The sequence below is a fragment of the uncultured Ferrovibrio sp. genome (assembly GCF_937960835.1).
Lineage (GTDB): Bacteria > Pseudomonadota > Alphaproteobacteria > Ferrovibrionales > Ferrovibrionaceae > Ferrovibrio.
The window spans coordinates 57720-78772 of the sequence record NZ_CALGPC010000020.1 but is presented as its reverse complement, the minus strand read 5'-3'; the positions used below and the strand labels follow the sequence as shown (position 1 = coordinate 78772).

At 63.6% G+C, this 21053-nt stretch carries 18 protein-coding genes and 1 pseudogene; 10 read left to right on the top strand and 9 right to left on the bottom strand.

Annotated features, from left to right (window positions below):
* Positions 1–105: 105 nt before the first annotated feature.
* Positions 106–2397: a methyl-accepting chemotaxis protein gene (locus Q0603_RS18625; RefSeq protein WP_298728536.1), complete on the bottom strand. Its 2292-nt coding sequence runs from the start codon at positions 2395–2397 to the stop codon at positions 106–108.
* Positions 2398–2901: 504 nt separating this feature from the next.
* Here Q0603_RS18625 and fabI point away from each other — a divergent pair.
* The 4 genes from fabI to Q0603_RS18605 all read left to right on the top strand — a co-directional run bounded on the left by fabI (position 2902) and on the right by Q0603_RS18605 (position 6633).
* A complete protein-coding gene (gene fabI, locus Q0603_RS18620) occupies positions 2902–3759 on the top strand; it encodes an enoyl-ACP reductase FabI (protein ID WP_298728534.1) in 858 nt (285 codons plus the stop codon).
* A gap of 19 nt (positions 3760–3778) precedes the next feature.
* Positions 3779–4891, top strand: coding sequence for a chorismate synthase (gene aroC, locus Q0603_RS18615; RefSeq protein ID WP_298728532.1), 1113 nt, complete (start codon positions 3779–3781; stop codon positions 4889–4891).
* Positions 4892–5116: 225 nt separating this feature from the next.
* Entirely contained in the window at positions 5117–5695 is a 579-nt protein-coding gene (locus Q0603_RS18610; RefSeq protein WP_298728530.1) for a peroxidase-related enzyme, read from the top strand.
* A 170-nt stretch (positions 5696–5865) separates the two neighbouring features.
* Positions 5866–6633 (top strand): phosphatase PAP2 family protein, encoded by a 768-nt coding sequence (locus Q0603_RS18605; RefSeq protein ID WP_298728528.1) that lies wholly within the window; start codon positions 5866–5868, stop codon positions 6631–6633.
* Between the two features lie 424 nt (positions 6634–7057).
* Here Q0603_RS18605 and Q0603_RS18600 read toward each other — a convergent pair whose 3' ends face one another.
* The 5 genes from Q0603_RS18600 to Q0603_RS18580 all read right to left on the bottom strand — a co-directional run bounded on the left by Q0603_RS18600 (position 7058) and on the right by Q0603_RS18580 (position 10605).
* On the bottom strand, positions 7058–8389 hold the full coding sequence (locus tag Q0603_RS18600; RefSeq protein WP_298728526.1) for a hemolysin family protein: 1332 nt from the start codon (positions 8387–8389) through the stop codon (positions 7058–7060).
* A 237-nt stretch (positions 8390–8626) separates the two neighbouring features.
* On the bottom strand, positions 8627–9016 hold the full coding sequence (locus Q0603_RS18595) for a hypothetical protein (protein ID WP_298728523.1): 390 nt from the start codon (positions 9014–9016) through the stop codon (positions 8627–8629).
* Between the two features lie 139 nt (positions 9017–9155).
* The gene (locus Q0603_RS18590; protein ID WP_298728521.1) at positions 9156–9446 is read right to left on the bottom strand and encodes a hypothetical protein; all 291 of its coding nucleotides are present in this window, start codon (positions 9444–9446) and stop codon (positions 9156–9158) included.
* A 186-nt stretch (positions 9447–9632) separates the two neighbouring features.
* On the bottom strand, positions 9633–9833 hold the full coding sequence (locus Q0603_RS18585) for a CsbD family protein (RefSeq protein ID WP_298728519.1): 201 nt from the start codon (positions 9831–9833) through the stop codon (positions 9633–9635).
* A gap of 61 nt (positions 9834–9894) precedes the next feature.
* Positions 9895–10605: a YafY family protein gene (locus tag Q0603_RS18580; RefSeq protein WP_298728517.1), complete on the bottom strand. Its 711-nt coding sequence runs from the start codon at positions 10603–10605 to the stop codon at positions 9895–9897.
* 138 nt (positions 10606–10743) lie between these two features.
* On the opposite strand from Q0603_RS18580, the gene Q0603_RS18575 reads away from it, so the two are divergent.
* Positions 10744–11622: a glutathione S-transferase family protein gene (locus Q0603_RS18575; RefSeq protein WP_298728515.1), complete on the top strand. Its 879-nt coding sequence runs from the start codon at positions 10744–10746 to the stop codon at positions 11620–11622.
* 24 nt (positions 11623–11646) lie between these two features.
* On the opposite strand, the gene Q0603_RS18570 is transcribed toward Q0603_RS18575, so the two are convergent.
* Both Q0603_RS18570 and Q0603_RS18565 read right to left on the bottom strand, forming a co-directional pair.
* Positions 11647–12984, bottom strand: coding sequence for an NAD(P)-binding domain-containing protein (locus Q0603_RS18570; protein ID WP_298728513.1), 1338 nt, complete (start codon positions 12982–12984; stop codon positions 11647–11649).
* Positions 12981–14060 carry an NAD-dependent epimerase/dehydratase family protein gene (locus Q0603_RS18565; protein ID WP_298728511.1) on the bottom strand — a complete coding sequence of 360 codons (1080 nt, stop codon included), beginning with the start codon at positions 14058–14060 and terminating at the stop codon, positions 12981–12983. Before Q0603_RS18565 ends, Q0603_RS18570 begins: the two co-directional genes overlap by 4 nt.
* 370 nt (positions 14061–14430) lie before the next feature.
* Here Q0603_RS18565 and Q0603_RS18560 point away from each other — a divergent pair.
* Positions 14431–15727 (top strand): annotated as a pseudogene (locus Q0603_RS18560) (IS110 family transposase).
* Between the two features lie 536 nt (positions 15728–16263).
* Here the strand turns inward: Q0603_RS18560 and Q0603_RS18555 are convergent.
* On the bottom strand, positions 16264–17373 hold the full coding sequence (locus tag Q0603_RS18555) for a metal-dependent hydrolase (protein WP_298728509.1): 1110 nt from the start codon (positions 17371–17373) through the stop codon (positions 16264–16266).
* 154 nt (positions 17374–17527) lie between these two features.
* Between Q0603_RS18555 and Q0603_RS18550 the strand changes: the two genes are divergently transcribed.
* From Q0603_RS18550 to Q0603_RS18535, 4 genes are all read left to right on the top strand, one after another.
* Positions 17528–18391, top strand: a complete 864-nt coding sequence (locus Q0603_RS18550) for an ABC transporter ATP-binding protein (RefSeq protein ID WP_298728507.1) — start codon at positions 17528–17530, stop codon at positions 18389–18391.
* The gene (locus Q0603_RS18545) at positions 18388–19179 is read left to right on the top strand and encodes an ABC transporter permease (RefSeq protein WP_298728505.1); all 792 of its coding nucleotides are present in this window, start codon (positions 18388–18390) and stop codon (positions 19177–19179) included. Before Q0603_RS18550 ends, Q0603_RS18545 begins: the two co-directional genes overlap by 4 nt.
* A gap of 36 nt (positions 19180–19215) precedes the next feature.
* Complete coding sequence (locus Q0603_RS18540) at positions 19216–20217, top strand: ABC transporter substrate-binding protein (protein ID WP_298728503.1); 1002 nt, start codon at positions 19216–19218, stop codon at positions 20215–20217.
* Between the two features lie 94 nt (positions 20218–20311).
* On the top strand, positions 20312–20896 hold the full coding sequence (locus Q0603_RS18535) for a PAS domain-containing protein (RefSeq protein WP_298728501.1): 585 nt from the start codon (positions 20312–20314) through the stop codon (positions 20894–20896).
* The last annotated feature ends 157 nt before the right edge of the window (positions 20897–21053 follow it).

Below are 21053 nucleotides of genomic sequence, written 5' to 3'. Positions count from 1 at the left end.
CCCCGGGCAAAAAGCCGCAGGGCGCGCATTGAGGCAGCGAAAGGCTGATGCAGGTCATGCTGGCGGCGATGCTAGCGACTCGCCGCCAGCTTTCATCCTGCAGTCCTAGCGTTCGTCGGCGGCGAAATAGGTCTTGATCGCCTCGACCGCCGCCGCATCCTCGCAGGTATAGCGCACAGCAATATAATCGCCGTCGATGCGCGCCACCGTGCCGGTGCAGGCAAAGTTCAGCCGGCCGCGATCCGTCGCCACCGATACCGTGAGCGGCAGCGTCGCATTCAGCGGCGGCGTCGGCTCCAGCGGACCGAAGAAGAGTCCGATGCGCGACCAGTTGCGCAACGGCACCTCCTTGCCGTTCACCGTGACCATATCGCCCGAGCGCCCCTCATGGCGCGGCGCCTGGCGATGTTCCTCATGCTTCTCGCCCAGCTGGAAGAAGCTGGTCAGTTCCGCCAGGCTCTGCGCCATATTGGCAAGCGACTGCGCCGATGCATGGGTCTCTTCCACCAGCGCAGCGTTGCGCTGCGTGATCTCATCCATCTGGCCGATGGCGATGTTCACCTCATCCAGGCCGCGCGACTGCTCGGCCGAAGCGGTGGCGATCTCGCCGACGATGGACGTCACCTTCTCCACCGAGCCGACGATATCCTTCAGCGCCTCGCCCGCCTGATGCACCTGACGCACGCCATCCTGCACCTGGGAGGTCGAGGCCTGGATCAGGTCCTTGATCTCTTTTGATGCATTGGCCGAGCGCTGCGCCAGCGCGCGCACTTCCTGCGCAACGACGGCGAAGCCCTTGCCGGCATCGCCGGCCCGCGCCGCTTCGACGCTCGCGTTCAGGGCCAGCAGGTTCGTCTGGAACGCGATCTCGTCGATCATAGCCACGATGTCGGAGATCTTCTGCGCACTCTGTTCGATGCCGTTCATCGCCTCGACCACGCCGGCAACCACGTCGCCGCCGCGATGCGCGGTGCTGCGCGCCACCTCCGCCAGTTCGTCGGCAGCCTTGGCGTTGTCGGCATTCTGCCGCACGGTAGTCGTGACCTCGTGCATCGCCGCGGCGGTTTCTTCCAGGGTTGCCGCCTGGCTTTCGGTGCGGTGCGCCAGATCCTCCGAGCCGGCCGAGATTTCCGCCGAGGATTGCCGCAGGGTCGCTGAAGAGACCAGCAGTTCTTCGGCGAAGCTGCGCATGGTGGAGGCCATGCGGTTGGCGCTCTGCTTCAGGTCGGCGAAGACGCCGTGATATTCGCCATGCACCGCGCGGCTGACATCACCTTCGGCCATGCCGTGCATCACATCGGCCAGTTCGCCCGTCACCTGCTCCAGCGTCTCGGTCAGATGATTCAGCCGGCGGCTGACATCCAGCAGGAAGCCTTCCTTGCTGGCTTCATCAAGCCGGGTCTGGAAATGGCCATGGGCGATCTCGTCGCACAGGGCTGCGATCTCGGCCGCCGCAGCCGCTTCGCGTGCCTCGCGCTCCATCCGCCGCTCGTCTTCGGCGCGGCGCATCGCTTCGGTCTCGTTCTGCAGCCGCTCGTGCTCGATGCCGTTGGTCTTGAAGATTTCAACCGCGCGTGCAATGGCGCCGATTTCGTCGCCCTTGCCTGTATGCGGCACCTCGGTGGTCCAGTCACGCTCGGCCAGACGCTCGATAGCACCCGTCAGCGCCTGCAAAGGCCGTGCAACCGCGCGCGCCAGCAGCCAGCCGAACAGCACCAGCATCACGCCATTGGCGGTCACCGTGATGCCCGTCTTGATGATCTGACTGCGCATGACGGCATCGACGTCGTCGAGATAGATGCCGCTGCCGATCACCCAGCCCCAGGGCGCATAGGCCTTCACATAGGAAATCTTCGCCACCGGCTCGTCGGCGCCCGGCTTCGGCCAGCGATAGGCCACCTCGCCGCCGCCCTTTTCGCGCGCGATCCTGGAGAATTCGATGAAGATCCGCTTGCCGTCCGGATCGGCATAGTTGCTGACATCCTTGCCGACCAGATCCTTGGCGAAAGGATGCATCAGCAGCTTGGGCGACTGATCGTTGACCCAGAAATATTCATTGCCGCTGTAACGCAGCCCCTGCAGGGCCGCCAGCGCGGCAGCCTGCGCCTCTTCGCGGCTGACGGTGCCGCGTTCCGCCTGCGCCGCATGGAAGGTGACCACGCCATAGGCGACCTCGACCAGTTCGCGGGTCTTGGAGGCGCGGTCTTCCAGCAGCTGCTCGCGCAGCTGATAGAGATCGACGCCAAGCTGCCCGATCAGGCTGATGATGGCGACACCGATGATCGCCATGATTCGATAGATCACCGGCAGGCCCGAACGGCGCGTTGCCGGCTTGGTGGAATGGGCCGACGCCGCATTACGGGGCGCTGAAAGCGAGGCGGTGATAGACGCGGACATGCGTTACTCCATGCTTGTTGGTCTGGCCCGCTTGGCATGGCCTGCGGGAGACGGCCGCAAGGTAACAAACCCGCACCCGGCGTGGTTGATCTTGATCAAATTCACTCATTACTTCCCGCACTTAGCGGAAAGCGCGGCCATGCCGATGCCGCTCTGCCACCCTAGGTGAGCGGGTGTTCTGCGCCTGCTGCTTTGGGGCTTTCATCCGGCCCGGTCCGCCATCTCCGCGGGTTGGCAATTGAAGCGCCGCTTCGGGCCTCCCCTGCGTCATGCCGCATGGGCATTCAGGCGGCACATCCTGCGCTTCGCCCCCTGCGCCGTCCGCCCCTGATTGGGGCTGGCCGCGATCCGGGCCGGCACCACCGCCAGACGAATCGAAAATCCTTACAAGTCTTTGTTCCTAAAAGGGTTATCCACCTTGGCCTGCGGCCCCCTTTCGAGTAATCTCCCCCGCCTATGCGCCGGCCATGCTGCCAGGCCACAAGTCATTCTTTCGAGGGATTCATGTCGCAACAACCGCAGATGGCCGGCCAGATCATGCAGGGTCGCCGCGGCCTCATCATGGGCGTCGCCAATGACCGTTCGCTTGCCTGGGGTATTGCCAAGGCCGTGCACGCCCAGGGCGCCGAATTGGCCTTCACCTATCAGGGCGAGGCGCTGGAGCGCCGGGTGCGGCCGCTGGCGCAATCAGTGAATTCCAAGCACATCCTGGAATGCGACGTCACCAACGCCGCCTCCATCGATGCGGTGTTCGACACGCTGAAGAAGGACTGGGGCAAGCTCGACTTCCTCGTCCATGCCATCGCCTATTCCGACAAGGAAGAGCTCAAGGGTCGCTACATCGATACCAGCCCGGAGAATTTCGCGCTCAGCATGAATGTGAGCTGCTACAGCTTCACGGCGGTCATGCAGCGCGCCGAGAAGCTGATGACCGATGGCGGCGCAGCGGTGACGCTCACCTATTACGGCGCCGAGCGCGTCATGCCGCATTACAACGTGATGGGCGTGGCGAAAGCCGCGCTGGAAGCCAGCGTGCGCTATCTCGCCGCCGATCTCGGCAAGCAGGGCATCCGCGTCAACGCGATCTCGGCTGGTCCGATCAAGACGCTCGCGGCCAGCGGCATTGGCGATTTCCGCTATATCCTGAAGTGGAACGAGCTGAATGCGCCGCTCCGTCGCAATGTCACCATCGAGCAGGTCGGCGGCGCCGGCCTGTATCTGCTGTCGGATCTCGGCGCGGGCGTGACCGGCGAAGTGCATCACGTCGATGCCGGCTATCACAGCGTCGGCATGGTGGCGGTGGACCAGGCAGCGTCGGTGGCCGAGCTGCTGCTGTCGCTCGGCGGCAAGAAGGCCGAATAGGCGGAAGCGGGCAAGGCATATGTCGGATAACAGCTTCGGCAGGCTCTTCCGCTTCACCACCTGGGGCGAGAGTCACGGGCCGGCTCTGGGCTGCGTGATCGACGGCGCGCCGCCGCAGATCGCGCTGACGGAATCCGACATCCAGCACTGGCTCGACCAGCGCAAGCCGGGCTCCTCGCGCTTTGTCACCCAGCGGCGCGAGCCGGATCAGGTGAAGATCCTCTCCGGCACGTTTGAAGGCAAGACCACAGGCACGCCGATCTCGCTGATCATCGAGAATGTCGACCAGCGGTCGAAGGATTACGGCGAGATCGTCGACAAGTTCCGCCCTGGCCATGCCGATTATACCTACTGGGCCAAATACGGCATCCGCGACTATCGCGGCGGCGGACGCTCGTCTGCGCGCGAAACAGCCGCCCGCGTCGCCGCTGGTGCCGTGGCGCGCAAGGTGCTGACCCATATCCTCGGCCCCGGCGTGTCCATTCGCGGCGCGCTGGTGCAGATCGGCGAGAAAAGCATCGATTACGCCAACTGGAACTGGACCAGCACGACGCAGAATCCCTTCTGGTGCCCCGATCCGAAGATGGCGATGGAATGGGAAGACTATCTCGACGGCATCCGCAAGGCGGGCTCATCCGTCGGCGCCGTCGTGGAGGTGCATGCCAGCGGCATCCCCGCCGGCCTTGGCGCGCCCATCTATGGCAAGCTGGATGCCGATCTCGCCGCAGCGATGATGAGCATCAATGCGGTGAAGGGCGTCGAGATCGGCGCGGGCTTTGCTGCCTCGCGCTTGACCGGCGAAGAGAATGCCGACGAAATCCGCATCGATGAGGATGGCCGTCCGCGCTTTCGCTCCAATCATGCCGGCGGCATCCTCGGCGGCATCTCGTCGGGCCAGGACATCGTCGTGCGCTTCGCCGTGAAGCCGACCTCATCGATCTTAAATCCGCGCGAGACCATAGACCGCTTCGGCAACGAAACCGAGATCACCACCAAGGGCCGTCACGATCCCTGCGTCGGCATCCGTGCGGTTCCGGTGGGCGAAGCCATGATGGCGCTGGTGCTGGCCGACCATCTGCTGCGCCATCGGGGCCAGGTCGGCGAGTTCAAGACCGACTTCGACAGGCGCTAGGCGCAATACTCTGCAATCCCTCGCCCTCCCGGCCCCCTCTCTCTGAGGAAGAGGGAGGAGAAGCGTCAGTTCTTTGCTTTTCATCCCCTCGCTTACGTCTGCGGGAGAAGGAGGGGCCCTCGCATCAGCTATTTGGGGGTGAGGGTATGGCCCCGCCGGTCATTCCCATACGCCGCTGTGCGCTCTAATCTTCCTCACAATCTGGAGGAAGCCTGGAGGAAGCTTATGTCTCAGCCCAAGCGCGTGCATGCCCTGAATATCCCGATCCCGGCCCGCAAGGAGCTGGATGCCGACACGCAGGCCTATTTCGCCAAATGCGACGAGAAGATCGGCTTCGTGCCGAATGTGCTGCTCAGCTACAGCTTCGATGCCAAGAAGCTGCGCGGCTTCACCGAGATGTATAACGAGCTGATGCTGGGACAGTCCGGGCTTTCCAAGCTGGAGCGCGAGATGATTGCGGTCGTCGTCAGCAGCATCAATCACTGCTTCTACTGTCTCACCGCCCATGGCGCGGCGGTGCGCCAGCTATCGGGCGATCCGAAACTCGGTGAGCTGATGGTGATGAATTACCGCAGTGCTGAGCTGACGCCAAAGATGCGCGCCGCTTTGGACTTCGCCGCCAAGCTGACCGAGACGCCGGACAAGATCGTGGAAGCCGACCGTGAAGCCTTGCGCAAGGCGGGCTGGACCGACCGCGACATCTGGGACATCGCTGCCACCGCCAGCTTCTTCAACATGTCGAACCGCATGGCGGCTGCCATCGAGATGATGCCGAACGAGGAATATCACGGCATGGCCCGCTGAGCCTGCTGCATCAACGCCGCATCGGCGCAACCGCATCGAGGCGCATCGCATAAGGCCCGGAGCGATCCGGGCCTTGAACGATCGGCATATTGGGCGGCATGGCAGGCGGCCTATATAAAAGGCCCATGGACCAAAGCCATGCACAAGAAGCCACGCATAAGCCTACGGCAATGACACTGCCCGCCTTCTCTTTTGCGCAGAGGCTGCTGGCCAGGCTTGGCCGCTATGAATTGTCGCTTCTGCTGGTGCCGGGATTTGTTGCCGGCGCCGTCTGGCTGTTCATCGAACTGGCCGACGAAATCCTGGAAGGCGAAACGCATCGGATCGACCCCGCCCTGCTGCTGGCGATGCGCAAGGCCGGCGATTTAGCCGAGCCGATCGGCCCGCGCTGGCTGGAAGAGATGATGCGCGATGTGACCGCCTTCGGCAGCACCGGGCCGTTGGTGTTTCTCACTTTGGCTGCGGTGATCTATCTGCTGCTGCGCCGGCGGCATCGCACGGCGCTGTTCGTCTTTCTCGCCGTCGGCGGCGGGCAGCTTCTGTCTTCGCTGCTGAAACTGGGTTTCGACCGGCCGCGTCCCGATCTCGTGCCGCATGGCATGACCGTCTACACGGCCAGCTTCCCCAGTGGCCATGCGATGATGGCCGCCGTGACTTATCTGACCCTGGGCGCGCTGCTCGCCCGCACCGAGACGCGCAGGCGGCTGAAAGCCTACATCATGCTGCTGGCCCTGCTGCTGACCCTGCTGATCGGCATCAGCCGGGTTTATCTCGGGGTGCACTGGCCGAGCGACGTGCTGGGCGGCTGGATCGCGGGCAGCGCCTGGGCGGCGATGTGCTGGAGCCTTGCCGTGACCCTGCAGCGGCGCGGCCGCCTGGAGCGGGAGAATGCCCCGGAAGATTCGGACCCTTCTTCGGAGGACCGTCCGGCGGCATAAAATTTTTAGCCCCTGACGGCGCTGGCGTGGTTTTAACCGGCTTGTCAGATAGAATTAACGCTGCTTAAAAAGTCACCATGAAGGCGGCTGCCTGTGTCTTGGGCGCAACACTCCCCGACAATTCGCGCCTGCACAATAGGATTTACGCGAACAATATGTCGGGGAATCGGCTTCAAATGGTCAGAAAATGACCTAAGTCGCTGATATCATAGGTGCGACGATTTATCCTAACTTTCCTCTTGCGCTGCACCCGGTTCCCAATTACATTGTGCATCGCAACAAGCTTTCCGGTTTGTTGCATGCCCTTCTCGGGCGTTTCCTCCCTAGACTTGGGCCGCACTGAGGTGCGGCCCCTTTTTTTTGTCCAGGGTTCCCTTTTCCAAAGACTTTGCTTTCTTAGAACCGGACCAAACTGGCGGCGGATTTAATCCGCGTCGGCGGCAGCCGGCGGCGGCACGGCCAGCACCTTGTCGATGCGGCGGCCATCCATATCCACTACCTCAAAGTGCCAGCCCTGCCAGTCGATGCTATCGCCGGCGGCCGGCACGCGGCCGAAGCAATCCAGCAGGAAACCGGCCACGGTATGATGCTCGGCATGTTCGGGCAGCGTCAGGCCCAGCCGTTCGGCGAAATCGTCGCGCGCCAGCAGGCCGTCGATCAGCCATGAGCCGTCATGGCGGCGCACTGCCTGCGGCTGCTCGCTATCGGGCAGCGCAAAGCCGCCGGCGATGCTTTCCAGAATGTCGGAGGCCGTGACCACACCTTCCAGGCTGCCGAATTCATCGACGACGAACGCCATGCCGCTGGGCGAGCGTTTCAGCAAGGCCAGAACGTCCAGCACATCGGCGCTTTCATGCACGGCAGAGACCGGCTGCACCAGCGCCGCCAGGCCTTCGCCATTCGGCTTGCCGATCGCATCGGTGCTCAGCTTGCCGTCCAGCAACGCGTTCAGCACGTCTTTGACGCTGATGGCGCCGAGCGGCTCGTCGACCGAGCCATGCGCAGCCGGCAGGCGCAGATGCACGGTTTCGCGCAGACATTTCAGCTGCGCCTCGCGCCGCGCATCGAGATCGAGCCAATCGAGTTCGTGGCGCGGCGTCATCACCGCGCGCACCGAGCGGTCGCCGAGCTTCAGCACGGCGGCAATCATCTGGCGTTCCGCAGGCTCTACCGTGCCCGCGCTTTCCGCCTCCGCCACCAGATGGCGGATCTCTTCTTCCGTCACCGCATTGCTGGCGGCGCTGTTCTGGCCAGTCAGACGCAGCACAAGCTGCGAGGAGTGATCAAGCAGCCAGACCAGAGGCGCTGCGATACGCGCAAGCGCCGACATCAAAGGCGCGACCGCAACCGCGATGGCTTCAGGATTTTTCAGCGCGATCTGCTTGGGCACCAGCTCGCCGACGATCAGCGACAGATACGTGACCGAGCCGACCACGATGGCGAAAGCGATGGTATCGGCGCTGGCTTCGGTCAGGCCAAGCGTCTCCATCAGCCAGGTCGAGAAGCGATCAGCCAAGGTCGCGCCGGAGAAGGCGCCCGCCAGCACGCCGACGAGCGTGATGCCGATCTGCACGGCCGAGAGAAAACGGCCCGGATCGGCGGCCAGCGCCATGGCGCTGCGCGCGCCCTTGCGTCCCTTGCGCAGCATCGCCTGCAGCCGCGCCTTGCGGGCGGACACCACCGCCAGTTCCGACATGGCGAGCAGGCCGTTGAGCAGGATCAGCGCGAAGATCAGCGCCAGTTCAAGCGCAAGCATGGCTGATCCGCGGATGCAGGCCGGAAATCAAGGATGGGCTGCGGCTTTAAGCGCAGCTTCGCCGGCCAAGGAATTTCGCCTGCAGAGGGCTGACCCTGGCCGCGATGTAATCGAGACGACATAGCCGCGCCAGTATAGAAGACCGCCGCTGCCCCCGCCAGAGGGTCACCGCCAGAGGGTCAAGGCATCGGTGCCGATGGCGTTCTGGGACAGGTCGAACTGTGGATTGCGGCAGGCTCAGGGCTTGCCGACCGCCGCCTGTATCTCCGCCTTCACGCCTGTTCCTATCTGCAGCATTCTCGGCTCCAGTTCGGCCTGAAGCCCCGACGCCGTCGCTTCCTCGTTCCAATGCAGGATCAGCACCGCGCTTTCCGGCCGCTTCGTCGCATCGAGAACGGCCTCGATCCGCTCGATCTGCGCAAACAGGCCCAGCGTGTTCAGGCCGGGCGTGTTCAGATCGGTGAAGAACAGGAGCCCGCCGACGAGCCCGCTCATCACGAAGACCGCGGCGGTGCCGGAGAGGCTGACGCCATGCCCCTTGCAGGCGGCGCAGATGCGGGGCGTTCCATTGCCATGATCGACCTGACCGCTGCCCTGACAGGTCCAGCATTTCCAGGCGTCATGCATTGGATCCCCCGTTCTGCCTGGCTCAGGAAAGTGGCCAAGCCATGTCGATGCCATGCCAACAGGCTACAAAACGCGCGCAGCAGATTTGTTCCGCGCAGCAACGTCGTTTGGGAAAGGCAAGGCGCCGCGGCTGTGCGTGCTAGCCGCTGTCCTGCAAGGGCGAGGCGATGATGGGCCCAGGGGTCGGCACTGGGGTCGGCACTGGGGTCGGCACCGGAACGGTCTGCGTCGGCAGGGCATAGGAGAAAGCCAGCCAGCCGGCCAGCAATCCTATCACGACAACACTGACGATGCTCGACAGGCTGATCCCGGTCCCGTCGCAGGTCGGACAAGGACAATCCTCGTCGCCGATATAGACCCGCCTTGTGCCATGGCACATGCGGCAGGCCCACATGCTTTGCAGGACGTTCCCCGGCACCATATCTCTCATGATCGGACCCCACCCGCATCCAGCGATTTGCGATGCGCTAAAGTCATCTTCTCTCAATCTTCTATTAAACGGTGCGACCTTTCTGTGACGCGGATGGCATGCCAATTGGCGTAATTAAAGAAAAACAGGCTCCATCCGCTTACGGATGGAGCCTGCTGTCTTACCGTTTAATCGTCTTGAAGCGGATCAATTGATCTTGCGCGACCAGTCATCTACCTGGCGCTCGGCTTCTTCCTTGGCGCAGCCATAGCGTTCCTGCACCCGGCCGACCAGCTGCTCGCGCTGGCCGGCGATCCGGTCGATGTCATCATCGGTCAGATCGCCCCACTGCTCGCGCACCTTGCCCTTCATCTGCTTCCAATTGCCTTTGACCTGATCCCAGTTCATGGCCCGCTCCTCTGTTGCGATGTGGAGCCCTACCAACAAAGCTGGGCGGGTACGGTTCCCTTTATCCTTGTCCGCCGCGCTGCGCCGCTTCCCGCCTGATCGTTTCCCGCCACTGCGCGCGCAAGGCGGCCGGCCGCTGCGGATAGCGTTCCTCGAGGAATTCGGCCGCCACGATGCGGTCGGTGCGGAAATGGCGGAAATCCTGCCGCAGTTCGCACCAGGCGGCGATGATGCGCACCGTCTGCATGAAGCCCAGAGTGATCGGCCAGATGATGCGCCGCGTGGTGCGGCCTTCCACATCGGTGTAGTCCAGCGCCAGCTTGCGCCCCAATCGGATCTGCGCCCGCAGCATGGCAAGGTCGATGCGGTCCAGTGGACGTTCGTCTGCCCCGACCGAAACAAAGGAGGGCGGCTCGGCCAGATAGGGCCGCAGCTTTTCCGGCACGGCGGCTTCGATCTTGGCGATCAGATCCTGCGCCGCGCGCGCCAGGGCCGGATCGCCCTGGCCGGAAACCCATTGCGCGCCCAGCACAGCGGCATCGATTTCGTCCGGCGTCAGCATCAGCGGCGGCATGTCATAGCCTCCTTCCAGCACATAGCCGAGACCGGCCTCGCCACGGATCGGCACGCGCTGCGCCATCAGGTCGGCGATGTCGCGATAGACCGTGCGGGTGGAGCATTCCAGCTCCCGCGCGATGGCCTCGCCGGTGAGCGGCGCTCGGGCCCGGCGCAGAATCTGGATGATCTGAAACAGGCGGTCGGCGCGGCGCATCGGAATATCGTCCTGATCGCATCCTGCATGAAGGCTGCTGACAGCATGCTGTCAGCATGGTTGGCGTACAAGAGAGGCATGCCGGATGCAACGAAACGCTGAACGCCCTGAACGCACCTGTACACAACGGAGCGCCTCATGACCGCCGCAACGCCGACAGAAGCCCAGACCGGACCCGTCACCCTCTACGGCTTCGGCCCCTGGCTTGGCCTGCCCGACAGCAGCCCCTTCGTGCTGAAGACGGAAATACAACTGAAGATGGCAGGCGTTGCATATGTGAAGGATGTGACCGGCCATGCCACTGCGCCGAAGAGCAAGCTGCCGTACCTGCGCGATGTCGACGGCACAGTCGTTTCGGATTCAACCTTCATCCGCGCGCATATCGAACATACGCGCGGCATCGATCTCGATGCGGGACTGAAGCCGCGCCAGCGCGCCGAGGCCTGGGCGATCGAGCGCATGCTGGAGGATCACCTGAAATGGGCGATCACTTGGTTCCGCTGGATTCCGCGCGAGAATTTCGAGACCGGACCCGCCCGCTTCTTCGACCACGCGCCGGTGGAACTGCAATCGGACCTGCGCAACATGGCGCTGGCGACAATGAGCGCCGCCATGCATGCGCATGGCATCGGCCGGCATAATATCGAGGATGTCTCGGCGCTCGGCATCCGCTCGCTGGAGGCGCTGGCGATGCTGCTGGGCGACAGCGAATTCCTGTTCGGCAACGAAATCAGCGGCACGGACGCCATCGCCGCGGCGATGCTCGCCTCCCTGATCACGCCGCCGCTCGATTCAGGCCTGCGCCGGCGCGCGATGCAGCTCGACAATCTGGTGGAATATACCCAGCGCATGATGGCGCGCTTCTTCCCGCCGGTGCCGCGCTACATTCCGCCGCGAAAGGCGCCGGGCCGCACCAATCTGGAAAAGCTTGCGCAAAGCATGGCGCCCGAACGAGTACAGTCCGAGCCCGTGCAGGCCCAGGCACTGCCGGAAAAGGCGATGGTCGCCGTCGGCTAGGGCCGCATCATGCAGATCCGCGTTCTATAAGCCGGCGCGTCCGCTTTCCATGTCGCGGCGCATCTGCGCGGCATAGTCGCGGAAATCGACTTCCAGCGTATAGCGCGCGGAATCGACATAGCGGCTCTGCACATGGCGCCAGTGAGCCGCGATCTCCTGCTTCATGGTGGCAAGGTCGGGCAGCGTGAGCCTGCCGCTGAGCAGGGCTGCGAGCCAGCGCGACTGGATTTCGACAAGCGGAATTGTCGCGCCGATCGGCTGCACCAGGCCGACGAAGAACAGCCCCGGATGATGCGGCACCACCATGCGCCGGTAAAGCTGCACCGGCTGGCGGTCTTCGACTGAGAAGATCGAGCGGTCGAGGAAGGGAAAGGTCGTGCGATAGCCGGTAGCGTAGATCACCGCGTCATAGGGCTCGGTGCTGCCATCGACGAAGGCGATGCGATTGCCCTGCAGCTCCTTCACATTCGGCTTCACCTTGATCCAGCCATGGCCGATATAGGGCAGCAGTTCCTGGCTGATCGTCGCATGCTCGCGCCACATCGGATGCGGCGGCTTGGGCACGCCATAGCGTTCCTGGTCGCCAACCGTCAGATACATCAGCTTGTTGATGATCATGCGCGTGACCACGGTGGGCAGGCGCAGCTTGCGCGACAGGAAGGCCGACCAGCGGTCGGTGGGAATGCCGAGGATGTATTTCGGCATGATCCAGGCGCCGCGCCGGGTGGACAGATGCACGCTCTTCGCCCGGCGGCACAGATCGACGGCGATGTCGACGGCGGAATTGCCGATGCCGACCACCAGAACGCGCTTGTCGTCGAAGGGATCGGCGGTCTTGTAATCGTGGCTGTGGATCGCGATGCCGTCGAACTGGCCGGGGAAATCGGGCCAGCGCGCATCCCACAGATGGCCATTGGCAACGAGCACCGCGCGATAGGTTTTCGCCGCGCCGCTGTCCAGCGTCACCGTCCAGCCGCCGCCTTCAGCGGGGGTGACGCTTTTCACTTCCGTCCTGCAGCGGACATAGGGCTTGACGCCGAAGCGTGTTGCATAGGCGTCGAGATATTCCATCACCTGCCAGTGCGAGCAGAAATCCGGCCAAGTCTCTGGGATGGGGAAATCGGAATATTGCAGGTTCCGCCGGCTGGTATCGATATGCAGGCTGCGATAGGCCGACGACATGCCGTTGTCGTTGTTGTAGCGCCAGTTGCCGCCGATATCCGATCCCTTTTCGAAAACCTCGAAGGAAAGCCCGGCCTGCTTCAGCGCCTTGGCCGCCGCGATGCCGGACGAGCCCGCGCCGATGATGCAGATATCCGCGCTCCCCTGATCCATTGCCTGATCACCCGTCTGACTGCTCATGCCGGAACTCCCGCGGCTGCCGATGCCGCCTCATAGGATGCAAGAAAGCTCTGCAGGATCGCATCGAAGGATTCGTCCGGCAGAATGCCATGCTGGCGGGCAAGCGCGGATTCGAACCGCTTGGGCCAGCCATCGACGATGCGCTGCACGGCCGCATCCTCGCGCCAGCCGATCTGGCCGAGCTTGCGGCCGCGGCCGACGCGCGACAGCGCCTTGAGCATTTCGGCAACGCTGACGCTTAAGGCCGGCAGGTTGAGCGCGCGGCTGGCGCCGAAAACCGTGGCCGGCAGATCGTGCGCGGCCAGCAGACCCGCCGTCACCGCCTGCACGGAAACAACCGGCAGAACCGTCTCCGCCTTGAAGGGCACCGAGACATCCTGGCCCAGCAGCGGCGTGCGCGTGACCGCCGCAACGGCATCGGATACCGATGGTGCTGCGCCGGGCGGACGCATCAGAACGATAGGCAGGCGCAGCGCGCGGCCATCGACGATGCCATGGCGGCTATGGTCGTTGATGAGCTGCTCGACAATCACCTTATGCACGCCGTAGGAGGTCTGCGGCTGCTGCACGGTGTTGTCGTCCACGATCTCGGGCAGCGCGCCGCCGAAGGTGGCAATGGAACTGGCGAAGACCAGCTTCGGCGCTGGATGGCCGGCAGACCGCAGCGCGCGGCAGGCGGCCAGCAGATCGAGCATGCCGAGCACATTCACCTCCAGGCCTTTCGCGATGTCGCGTTCGGCATCGGTGGTCAGCGTGGCCGCGAGATGGAAGACGCTGTCGAAGGGCGATGCGAACAGCCTTGCGCGGAAAGCGGGATCGGAAAGATTGCCGGTGGCCTGCCGGATGCTGGGCTGGCTGCTGTCGGGCTGGCTGCTGCTTTGCTGGCTGGCTCCGCCGTTGCGGCCAGCGCCATTACTGCCGGCAATGGGCGAAGGCGCTGCCACCTGATCGGCCAGAATGAGTTCGGTGACCGGCCTTTGCTGGCCGCTGCTGTCGGTCAGATGACCACGCGCCAGCAATGCGGCGGTGAGCTGGCGGCCGATGAACCCGGCGGCGCCTGTGATGATGACGCGCATGTTTCCTCCCGCGCCGGCCCGGTCTGCTGCCGGGCTCGCTTACTGCTCCGTTTGCGGATGTCTTTTATGCCAGTGGAAGCTTGCTGCTGCAATCGCGGGGAGGACCAACCTCAATCATATCCCCGCAAGGTTTACTGACATTGCTCGTAGCGGCAGGAAGCTTAATGGCACTGCGCCTGGGCCGCGCTCGGTTCAGAATTTATCGAATTCCAGGCCGTAGCACATTGGGAAGAATCGGCTCGGGAGTCGCCAAGGCCCTGATGGAGGCAAGGCCGCGAAGCGGCCGCAGGCTGCATCAGGGCAAGTCATGGCCAGCCAACAGGTCTCTAAAGTGAGGTTGTCGAGACAACACCTTGGAGGCTGACCGACCATGACCAAGCATTCTACTACACCCGCCGACGCCGTGCTGGTAGCGATCGACATGGCGAAGAACCGCCAGGAAGTGCTCATTGAGCGCCCCGAAGGGGGCCGGCGCCGGCGCATGACAGTGCTTGCAACCAAGACGGACTATGATCGGCTTGCCGAGCAGCTCGCCGCGATCGGAAGGCCCATTGTGGTCGGCTTCGAGGCGACCGGCAACTACCACCGGACCCTCGCGCATCGCCTGCTGACCGCCGGGTTCGAGCTGCGGCTCATCTCGTCAGTGGCGCTCGCTCGCACCAGGGAGGCGCTACACAACGGCTGGGACAAGAACGACCCGAAGGACGCGCAAGTCATCCTGCACATGCTCCGGATCGGCGCCACGCAACGCTACGTCGACCCGCTCGCCGCCGGCATCAACGACCTGCAGGAGCTGTCAAAGACGCACGAGGTAGTCTCGCGGATGAAGACCCAGACTTGGCATCGCATACTGACCCACTACCTGCCGCTCTATTTCCCGGAGGTCGCCCGCTTCGCCGGCAACAGCCGGTCGGACTGGTTCCTGGCGATGATCGAGCGGTTCCCGACCCCGGCCAGTATCACTGCGCTCAACAAGGAGGCCTTCTCAGCGGAGGTCTGGCCGCTGATCGGGCGCAAGGTCTCCAAGGCCCGGCTGATCAACGATGTGTACGAGACAGCGTGCAGCTCTGTGGCATTGCCGGTGCCAGAGGACTCGGCCGCGATCGCCATGTTCCGCATGGTGATCGCGCAAGGACGCAGCCTTATCCACCAGCGCGACGAGATCGAACGACTTGCCCATGCCCGGCTCGCCGATCATCTCGATTACAAACTGTTGCGCAAGATCCCGGGCATCGGCCCGATCAACGCGTTGACGATCCTGGCCGAGGCAGGCGATCTTCGTCGCTTCAGCCATCACCGTCAGTTCCTCAAGTTCTGCGGCCTCGATCTCGCGACCTGTCAGTCCGGCACGTTCCGCGGCCGTACGAAGCTGTCCAAGTACGGCAACGCGCGATTGCGCCGGACCTTCTGGATGGCCGCGCAGGTCGCCGCGCGCCAGCGCGACAATAGCTTCCGCGACAAGCTCGGACGATATACCGCCGGGCACGCGGATGATGCCGATCGTCGCCGCAAGGCGATGACGGCGCTGACCGCCAAGATGGCGCGCGTGGCTCACGCCGTTATCAAGACGGGGACAGAGTACCGGCCGTTCCTCGAACGGTCGGATGCCAGGTGGAAGGACCCCTCTCTGCAAGTGCCGTGAGGGCGCTCGTCGAGCGACCCTGTAGATAATGTTCGGGCCTTCCACCTGGGTGCGTATCTCGTCTTAAGGATGGTGAGGACCACGGCTGCTCTGGCGCGCCGCTGGATCCTGTGTTTGCTATGGCAGGGAGCGATCCCATTGACGGTGGAAGCCATCTGGCTCAGACTACGCACCGCGCCGATCGATGTCGGCGCGTAGAGACCTGCTGGCCAAAACCCGCCGCTGCTTCCCGACATAGGACGTTGTCTCGCCATGTCGGATCTTCCATAGCCCTGCGAATGAAATCTCAACATCTCTGACATGCTCTTCAACATGAGGGGACTTGCCCGATAACGTGGTCATGCTGACCGTTCAGTTTCTTTGAAGTTTGTTAAGCACTTCTCGAGCGATTTGCAGGTCAGCACTGAATCACCGTTTGGTCCGGCGACGGCAAATCGCCATGGATCAAGGCCTCTATAGCTTTTGGGACATTGGCCTGCACTTGTCTGGCAATCGTCCAGCCTCGCAACTAGCCGCCGGAGCGCAGCCATTGCTGCGCGTCGCGCCAGTCCGGTCAATAGGTCAGCGCCGATCCGTTCCCCAGAGGCCGTCCCACATCTGCCTGAAGCCGCCCTGGCTGGGCGGCGGGCGCTCGGCCAGAATTTCCGGCCGGCCGCGCAGGCGGTGCTGCGCATCGAAGCGGTAGCGCAGGCCCCAGAAGCCAAGCTCGCTGCCGCCCGGCAGGCCGTAACGATAGTCGCGCGCCTCCACGATATGCCCGCCGGGCGAACCGGTATCGGCCAGTACCGTCCAGTGCAGCCGCCCCATGGCGAACCAGTGAAAGACCTTGCCGGACGGTGTCGCCAGCGCCGCCTGCACGGCGGGATGATGATCGATGCGCGTGTAGCGTTCCCAGTGGATCGGGCGGTCGTCGAACGGCGAGGAGAAGCCGACCAGGATTTCGTCTTCCGTATCGGCCACGATGCGCCGCCAGAAAGGCTGCAGCAGGGTCGGATAGGCCGAAACCTCCACGCCATGGCGGCCGGCATTGCCGCTTTCGGCCAATTCAAACCGCGCGCGCTGCTCCATCTTCAGCGCCACACCCCAGCCCATCAGCGTGTAAAGCGCCACATAGATGAGGGCACATTGCGCCAGCCGCTGCGGCAGGTCCACCGCGGCGATGCCTGAGGCCGAGCGGCTGCCTTTCGCGCGGCTGAAAAAGCCGAGCAGGAAGACGATGATGAGCGGCAGCGAATACAGCGGGTCGATGATCGACAGTGCATCGATGGCGAAACGCTGGTTGCTGAACGGCGCCAGAAGCTGTGTGCCCCAGGCGGTAAAAAGATCGAGCAAGGGATGCGTTGCGGTGCATAACAGCCCGAGCCAGATCCAGGAGGCGCGGCGGGTATTGTCCTCGTTGATGTCAAAGGGTACGCGCCGCATGCGCTCCAGCCGCCAGGCCAGCCAGCCCAGAGCCGCGCCATAGATCAGCGTCGGCACCACGCCATGCGTGATCCCGCGGTGATACAGCCAGGCATGGGCGACATCGTCGCTGAACCAGCCGCTGATCACGTCGAGATCGGGCAGCAGCGCCAGCATACCGCCCACAGCAGTCGCCCGGCGTCCCAGCGTCTTGCGAAATCCCGCCTGCCCGACGACGCCGCCGAACAGGATCTGCGTCACCGTATCCATGACCCACCCTGCTGCGCGCCCGAACGCGGGCGCTCCCGTGAATACAGGCTGCAAATGCGCGAAAAGGCAAGTGGGTTAAGCTCTTACGGCTTTACGAACGGAGCTTGCGTCGCTACCGTCGCGGGCCGAACGATAAAAAAGGGAGGAAAGCCGCGTGGCCGCCACCACCGCCCAATTAGCTTCCGTTGCCGCGACGACGCGCCCGGCCGTGCATCTGCGCGGCGTGGACATCACCTTTGTCCTGAAGGACGGCGCGACGCACCGCGCGGTGCATGGCATCGATCTGGCTGTTAAGCCGGGCGAGTTTGTCGCCATCGTGGGGCCGACCGGCTGCGGCAAATCGACCCTGCTGAATGCGGCGGCCGGCCTGCTGAAACCCAGCGCCGGACAGGTGGAGATCGACGGCGCGGCGCTGAGCGGGCTGAATGCCAAGGCCGGCTATCTGTTCCAGGCCGATGCGCTGATGCCGTGGAAAACCGCGGTGGACAACGTCGCCGTGGCGCTGGAGCCGCAGGGCGTGCCAAGAGCCGAAGCTTTGCGCCGCGCGCGCGAATGGCTGGCCCGCGTCGGCCTGAAGGGTTTCGCCGACCGCTATCCGCATATGCTGTCGGGCGGACAGCGCAAGCGCGTGGCGCTGGCGCAGATGCTGATCCGCGATCCGCAGATCCTTTTGATGGACGAGCCTTTTGGCCCGCTGGATGCGCAGACGCGGCAGATCATGGGCAATCTGCTGCTCGATCTGTGGGCCGCCAACAAAAAAGCCGTGCTGTTCGTCACCCACGATCTGGAAGAGGCGATTGCGCTGGCCGACCGCGTGGTGGTGATGTCGGCCGGTCCTGCTGCCGGCATCGTCGGCGATTACACGGTGACGCTGCCGCGGCCGCGCGACATCGCCGAAATCCGCACCGAACCCGCCTTCCACGATATCCACAAGGCGATCTGGGCCACCCTGCGGGTGGAAGTGCAGAAGGCCTATGCGCAAGGAGAGAACCTGCCCGTGACGGGGGTGCAGCCATGAACCGCGCCAATCTGCTCGGCCTGCAAATCCTGGTCGGCGTCGCCAGCCTGGTGATCTGGCATCTGCTCACCACCGTGCCGGTGATCGACGGCAAGCCGCTTCTGCCGCCCTTCTTCTTCTCCACACCGCTCGACGTGCTGGAGCGCACCTGGAAGGATTTTGCCTCCGGCGAAATCTGGCGCCATCTCGGCATCACCCTGCTGGAAACCGTGCTGGCCTTCGCCATCGGCGCCGGCGCTGGCATCGTGGTGGGCTTCGCCTTTGCCCGCCGCGCGCTGCTGGCCGCCGTGTTCGATCCTTACGTGAAGGCGGCGAATGCGCTGCCCCGCGTGGTGCTGGCGCCGATCTTCGCGCTGTGGTTCGGCCTTGGCATCTGGTCGAAGGTGGCGCTGGGCTTCACGCTGGTCTTCTTCATCGTCTTCTTCAACGTCTATCAGGGCGTGAAGGAAGTCAGTCCCACGGTGCTTGCCAATGCCCGCATGCTGGGCATGAACGAAAAGCAGCTCATGCGGCATGTCTACTGGCCGGCCGCCCTGACCTGGATGTTCTCGTCCCTGCATACCAGCGTCGGCTTCGCGCTGATCGGCGCGGTGGTGGGTGAGTATCTCGGCTCGGCGGCGGGGCTTGGCTATAAGATCCACGAGGCCGAGAGCGTCTTCGACGTCACCGGCGTCTTTTCCGGCATGCTGGTGCTCGCGATCTTCGTCATCCTGCTCGACTGGTTCGTCACCATGATCGAGAACCGCCTGCTGGTCTGGCGGCCCGATACCGCTGCAAGAACCACCTGAACCAAAAATATCTGGATTAAAAACGGAGGAAACCACATGAAGATCAGAACACTCATCGCCGCCGCAGCCCTGGCGCTGGCGGCCAGCGCAGCCCAAGCCGCGCCGGAGAAGCCCAAGCTGACGCTCGGCGTTGGCGGCAAGCCGCTCCTGTATTACCTGCCGCTCACCATTGCCGAGCAGAAGGGCTTCTTCAAAACCGAGGGCCTGGATGTCGAGATCAACGATTTCGGCGGCGGTGCCAAGTCGCTGCAGGCGCTGATCGGCGGCAGCGTTGATGCCGTCACCGGCGCCTATGAGCACACCATCCGCATGCAGCAGAAGGGCCAGGACATCCGCGCGGTGCTGGAGCTTGGCCGCTTCCCCGGCATCGTCGTTGCCGTGAAGAAGGAGCATCAGGGCAAGGTCAAGACCGCAGCCGACCTGAAAGGCATGAAGATCGGCGTCACCGCGCCGGGCTCGTCGACCAACTTCTTCGTCAACTACCTGATCGCCAAGGCCGGCGGCAATTACAAGGACTCGTCCTATATCGCGGTCGGCGGCGGCGCCTCCGGCGTGGCGGCGATGCAGAAGGGCGAGATCGACGCCATCTCGCATCTCGACCCGGTGATCTCCAAGCTGCAAAGCGACGGCACCGTCTTCATCCTGGCCGACAGCCGCACGGAAGAGGGCACCAAGGCGATCTTCGGCGGCTCCAACCCGGCGGCCGTGCTCTATCTGAAGAGCGAGTTCATCGAGAAGAACCCGGAAACCACGCAGGCTCTGGTCAACGGCCTGTACAAGGCGCTGAAGTGGATCGAGCAGGCCAAGCCCGAGGATATCGTGGCCACGGTGCCCGAGAGCTACTATCTGGGCGACAAGCCTCTCTATCTGCAATCGGTGAAGAACTCGCTGGAGACCTATTCGCGCACCGGCATCATTCCCGAGGAAGGCATGAAGAGCGCCTACAACATGCTGGTGCAGTTCGACGAGGAGCTCGCCAAGGCGAAGATCGATCTGAGCAAGACCTTCGACGACCGTTTCGTGAAAAAGGCCAAGTAAGAGGAATTTTTCAGAATTGATCTATGTCACGGCCGGGATGACCTCCCGGCCGTATTGCTTTGGCAGAGGTGCTTAAGACCGGTAAGATTGCCCGATGGACTTCTTGAGTTCCCTGCCGACGCCGCTGACGCAGCCCAGCCGTCAGTTCTTCGCCACCTGGCATGGCTGGCGCCGTGGCCGCAAACTGCCCGAGCGCCGCGACATCGATCTCTCCAGCCTGGGCGATCTGGCCGATGCCTGTCTGCTGCTGGATATCCGCGGCCGCGACGAGATCCGCATCACCGCCGTCGGCAAGCGGATCACCGATCACCTCGGCTTCGATCTCACCGGATTCAACTATCTCGATCTGACCAGCAAGGAGAACCGCAGCTGGCGCGCGCATCTGACGCTTGCGCAGGCCGCGCAGCCTTGCGGCGTCGTCATCTATTACTGGCTGCGGCTGGCCGACGGCACCGTCCTGCCGGTTGAATTTGTCGGCGCGCCGGTCTGCGAAAACGGCCAGACCAGCGCCACGCTGATCCTGTGCTGCGCCACCGGCCTGGCGAAGACAAGCTGGAAAAGCCAGAGCATCGATCCGGAGTCCTACGAAGAGGGCGAAGGCATGCGCTATATCGACCTCGGCTATGGCATCCCGCCCCTGGTGCCGAGCCAGCGGCAGGAGCCGAAGCCGGTGCAATGACGGCACGCCTGAACACCTAGCAGCGTGTTCCGCTTTTGCTTATGCTTTAGTCAAGGAAATTGACGTTCTTCCGTCTTCCAAGTTATTTGAGGAATTTCACGGCGATTTGGGGATTTTTCTTTTTCGTATACCCGTCCAGTCACCGTTGTATAGTTCT

Bases quoted from the DNA above. Each gene is read 5' to 3' on its own strand.
- Q0603_RS18625 (WP_298728536.1), bottom strand. From the start codon at position 2,397: ATGTCCGCGTCTATCACCGCCTCGCTTTCAGCGCCCCGTAATGCGGCG.
- fabI (WP_298728534.1), top strand. From the start codon at position 2,902: ATGTCGCAACAACCGCAGATGGCCGGCCAGATCATGCAGGGTCGCCGC.
- aroC (WP_298728532.1), top strand. From the start codon at position 3,779: ATGTCGGATAACAGCTTCGGCAGGCTCTTCCGCTTCACCACCTGGGGC.
- Q0603_RS18610 (WP_298728530.1), top strand. From the start codon at position 5,117: ATGTCTCAGCCCAAGCGCGTGCATGCCCTGAATATCCCGATCCCGGCC.
- Q0603_RS18605 (WP_298728528.1), top strand. From the start codon at position 5,866: ATGACACTGCCCGCCTTCTCTTTTGCGCAGAGGCTGCTGGCCAGGCTT.
- Q0603_RS18600 (WP_298728526.1), bottom strand. From the start codon at position 8,389: ATGCTTGCGCTTGAACTGGCGCTGATCTTCGCGCTGATCCTGCTCAAC.
- Q0603_RS18595 (WP_298728523.1), bottom strand. From the start codon at position 9,016: ATGCATGACGCCTGGAAATGCTGGACCTGTCAGGGCAGCGGTCAGGTC.
- Q0603_RS18590 (WP_298728521.1), bottom strand. From the start codon at position 9,446: ATGAGAGATATGGTGCCGGGGAACGTCCTGCAAAGCATGTGGGCCTGC.
- Q0603_RS18585 (WP_298728519.1), bottom strand. From the start codon at position 9,833: ATGAACTGGGATCAGGTCAAAGGCAATTGGAAGCAGATGAAGGGCAAG.
- Q0603_RS18580 (WP_298728517.1), bottom strand. From the start codon at position 10,605: ATGCGCCGCGCCGACCGCCTGTTTCAGATCATCCAGATTCTGCGCCGG.
- Q0603_RS18575 (WP_298728515.1), top strand. From the start codon at position 10,744: ATGACCGCCGCAACGCCGACAGAAGCCCAGACCGGACCCGTCACCCTC.
- Q0603_RS18570 (WP_298728513.1), bottom strand. From the start codon at position 12,984: ATGAGCAGTCAGACGGGTGATCAGGCAATGGATCAGGGGAGCGCGGAT.
- Q0603_RS18565 (WP_298728511.1), bottom strand. From the start codon at position 14,060: ATGCGCGTCATCATCACAGGCGCCGCCGGGTTCATCGGCCGCCAGCTC.
- Q0603_RS18555 (WP_298728509.1), bottom strand. From the start codon at position 17,373: ATGGATACGGTGACGCAGATCCTGTTCGGCGGCGTCGTCGGGCAGGCG.
- Q0603_RS18545 (WP_298728505.1), top strand. From the start codon at position 18,388: ATGAACCGCGCCAATCTGCTCGGCCTGCAAATCCTGGTCGGCGTCGCC.
- Q0603_RS18540 (WP_298728503.1), top strand. From the start codon at position 19,216: ATGAAGATCAGAACACTCATCGCCGCCGCAGCCCTGGCGCTGGCGGCC.
- Q0603_RS18535 (WP_298728501.1), top strand. From the start codon at position 20,312: ATGGACTTCTTGAGTTCCCTGCCGACGCCGCTGACGCAGCCCAGCCGT.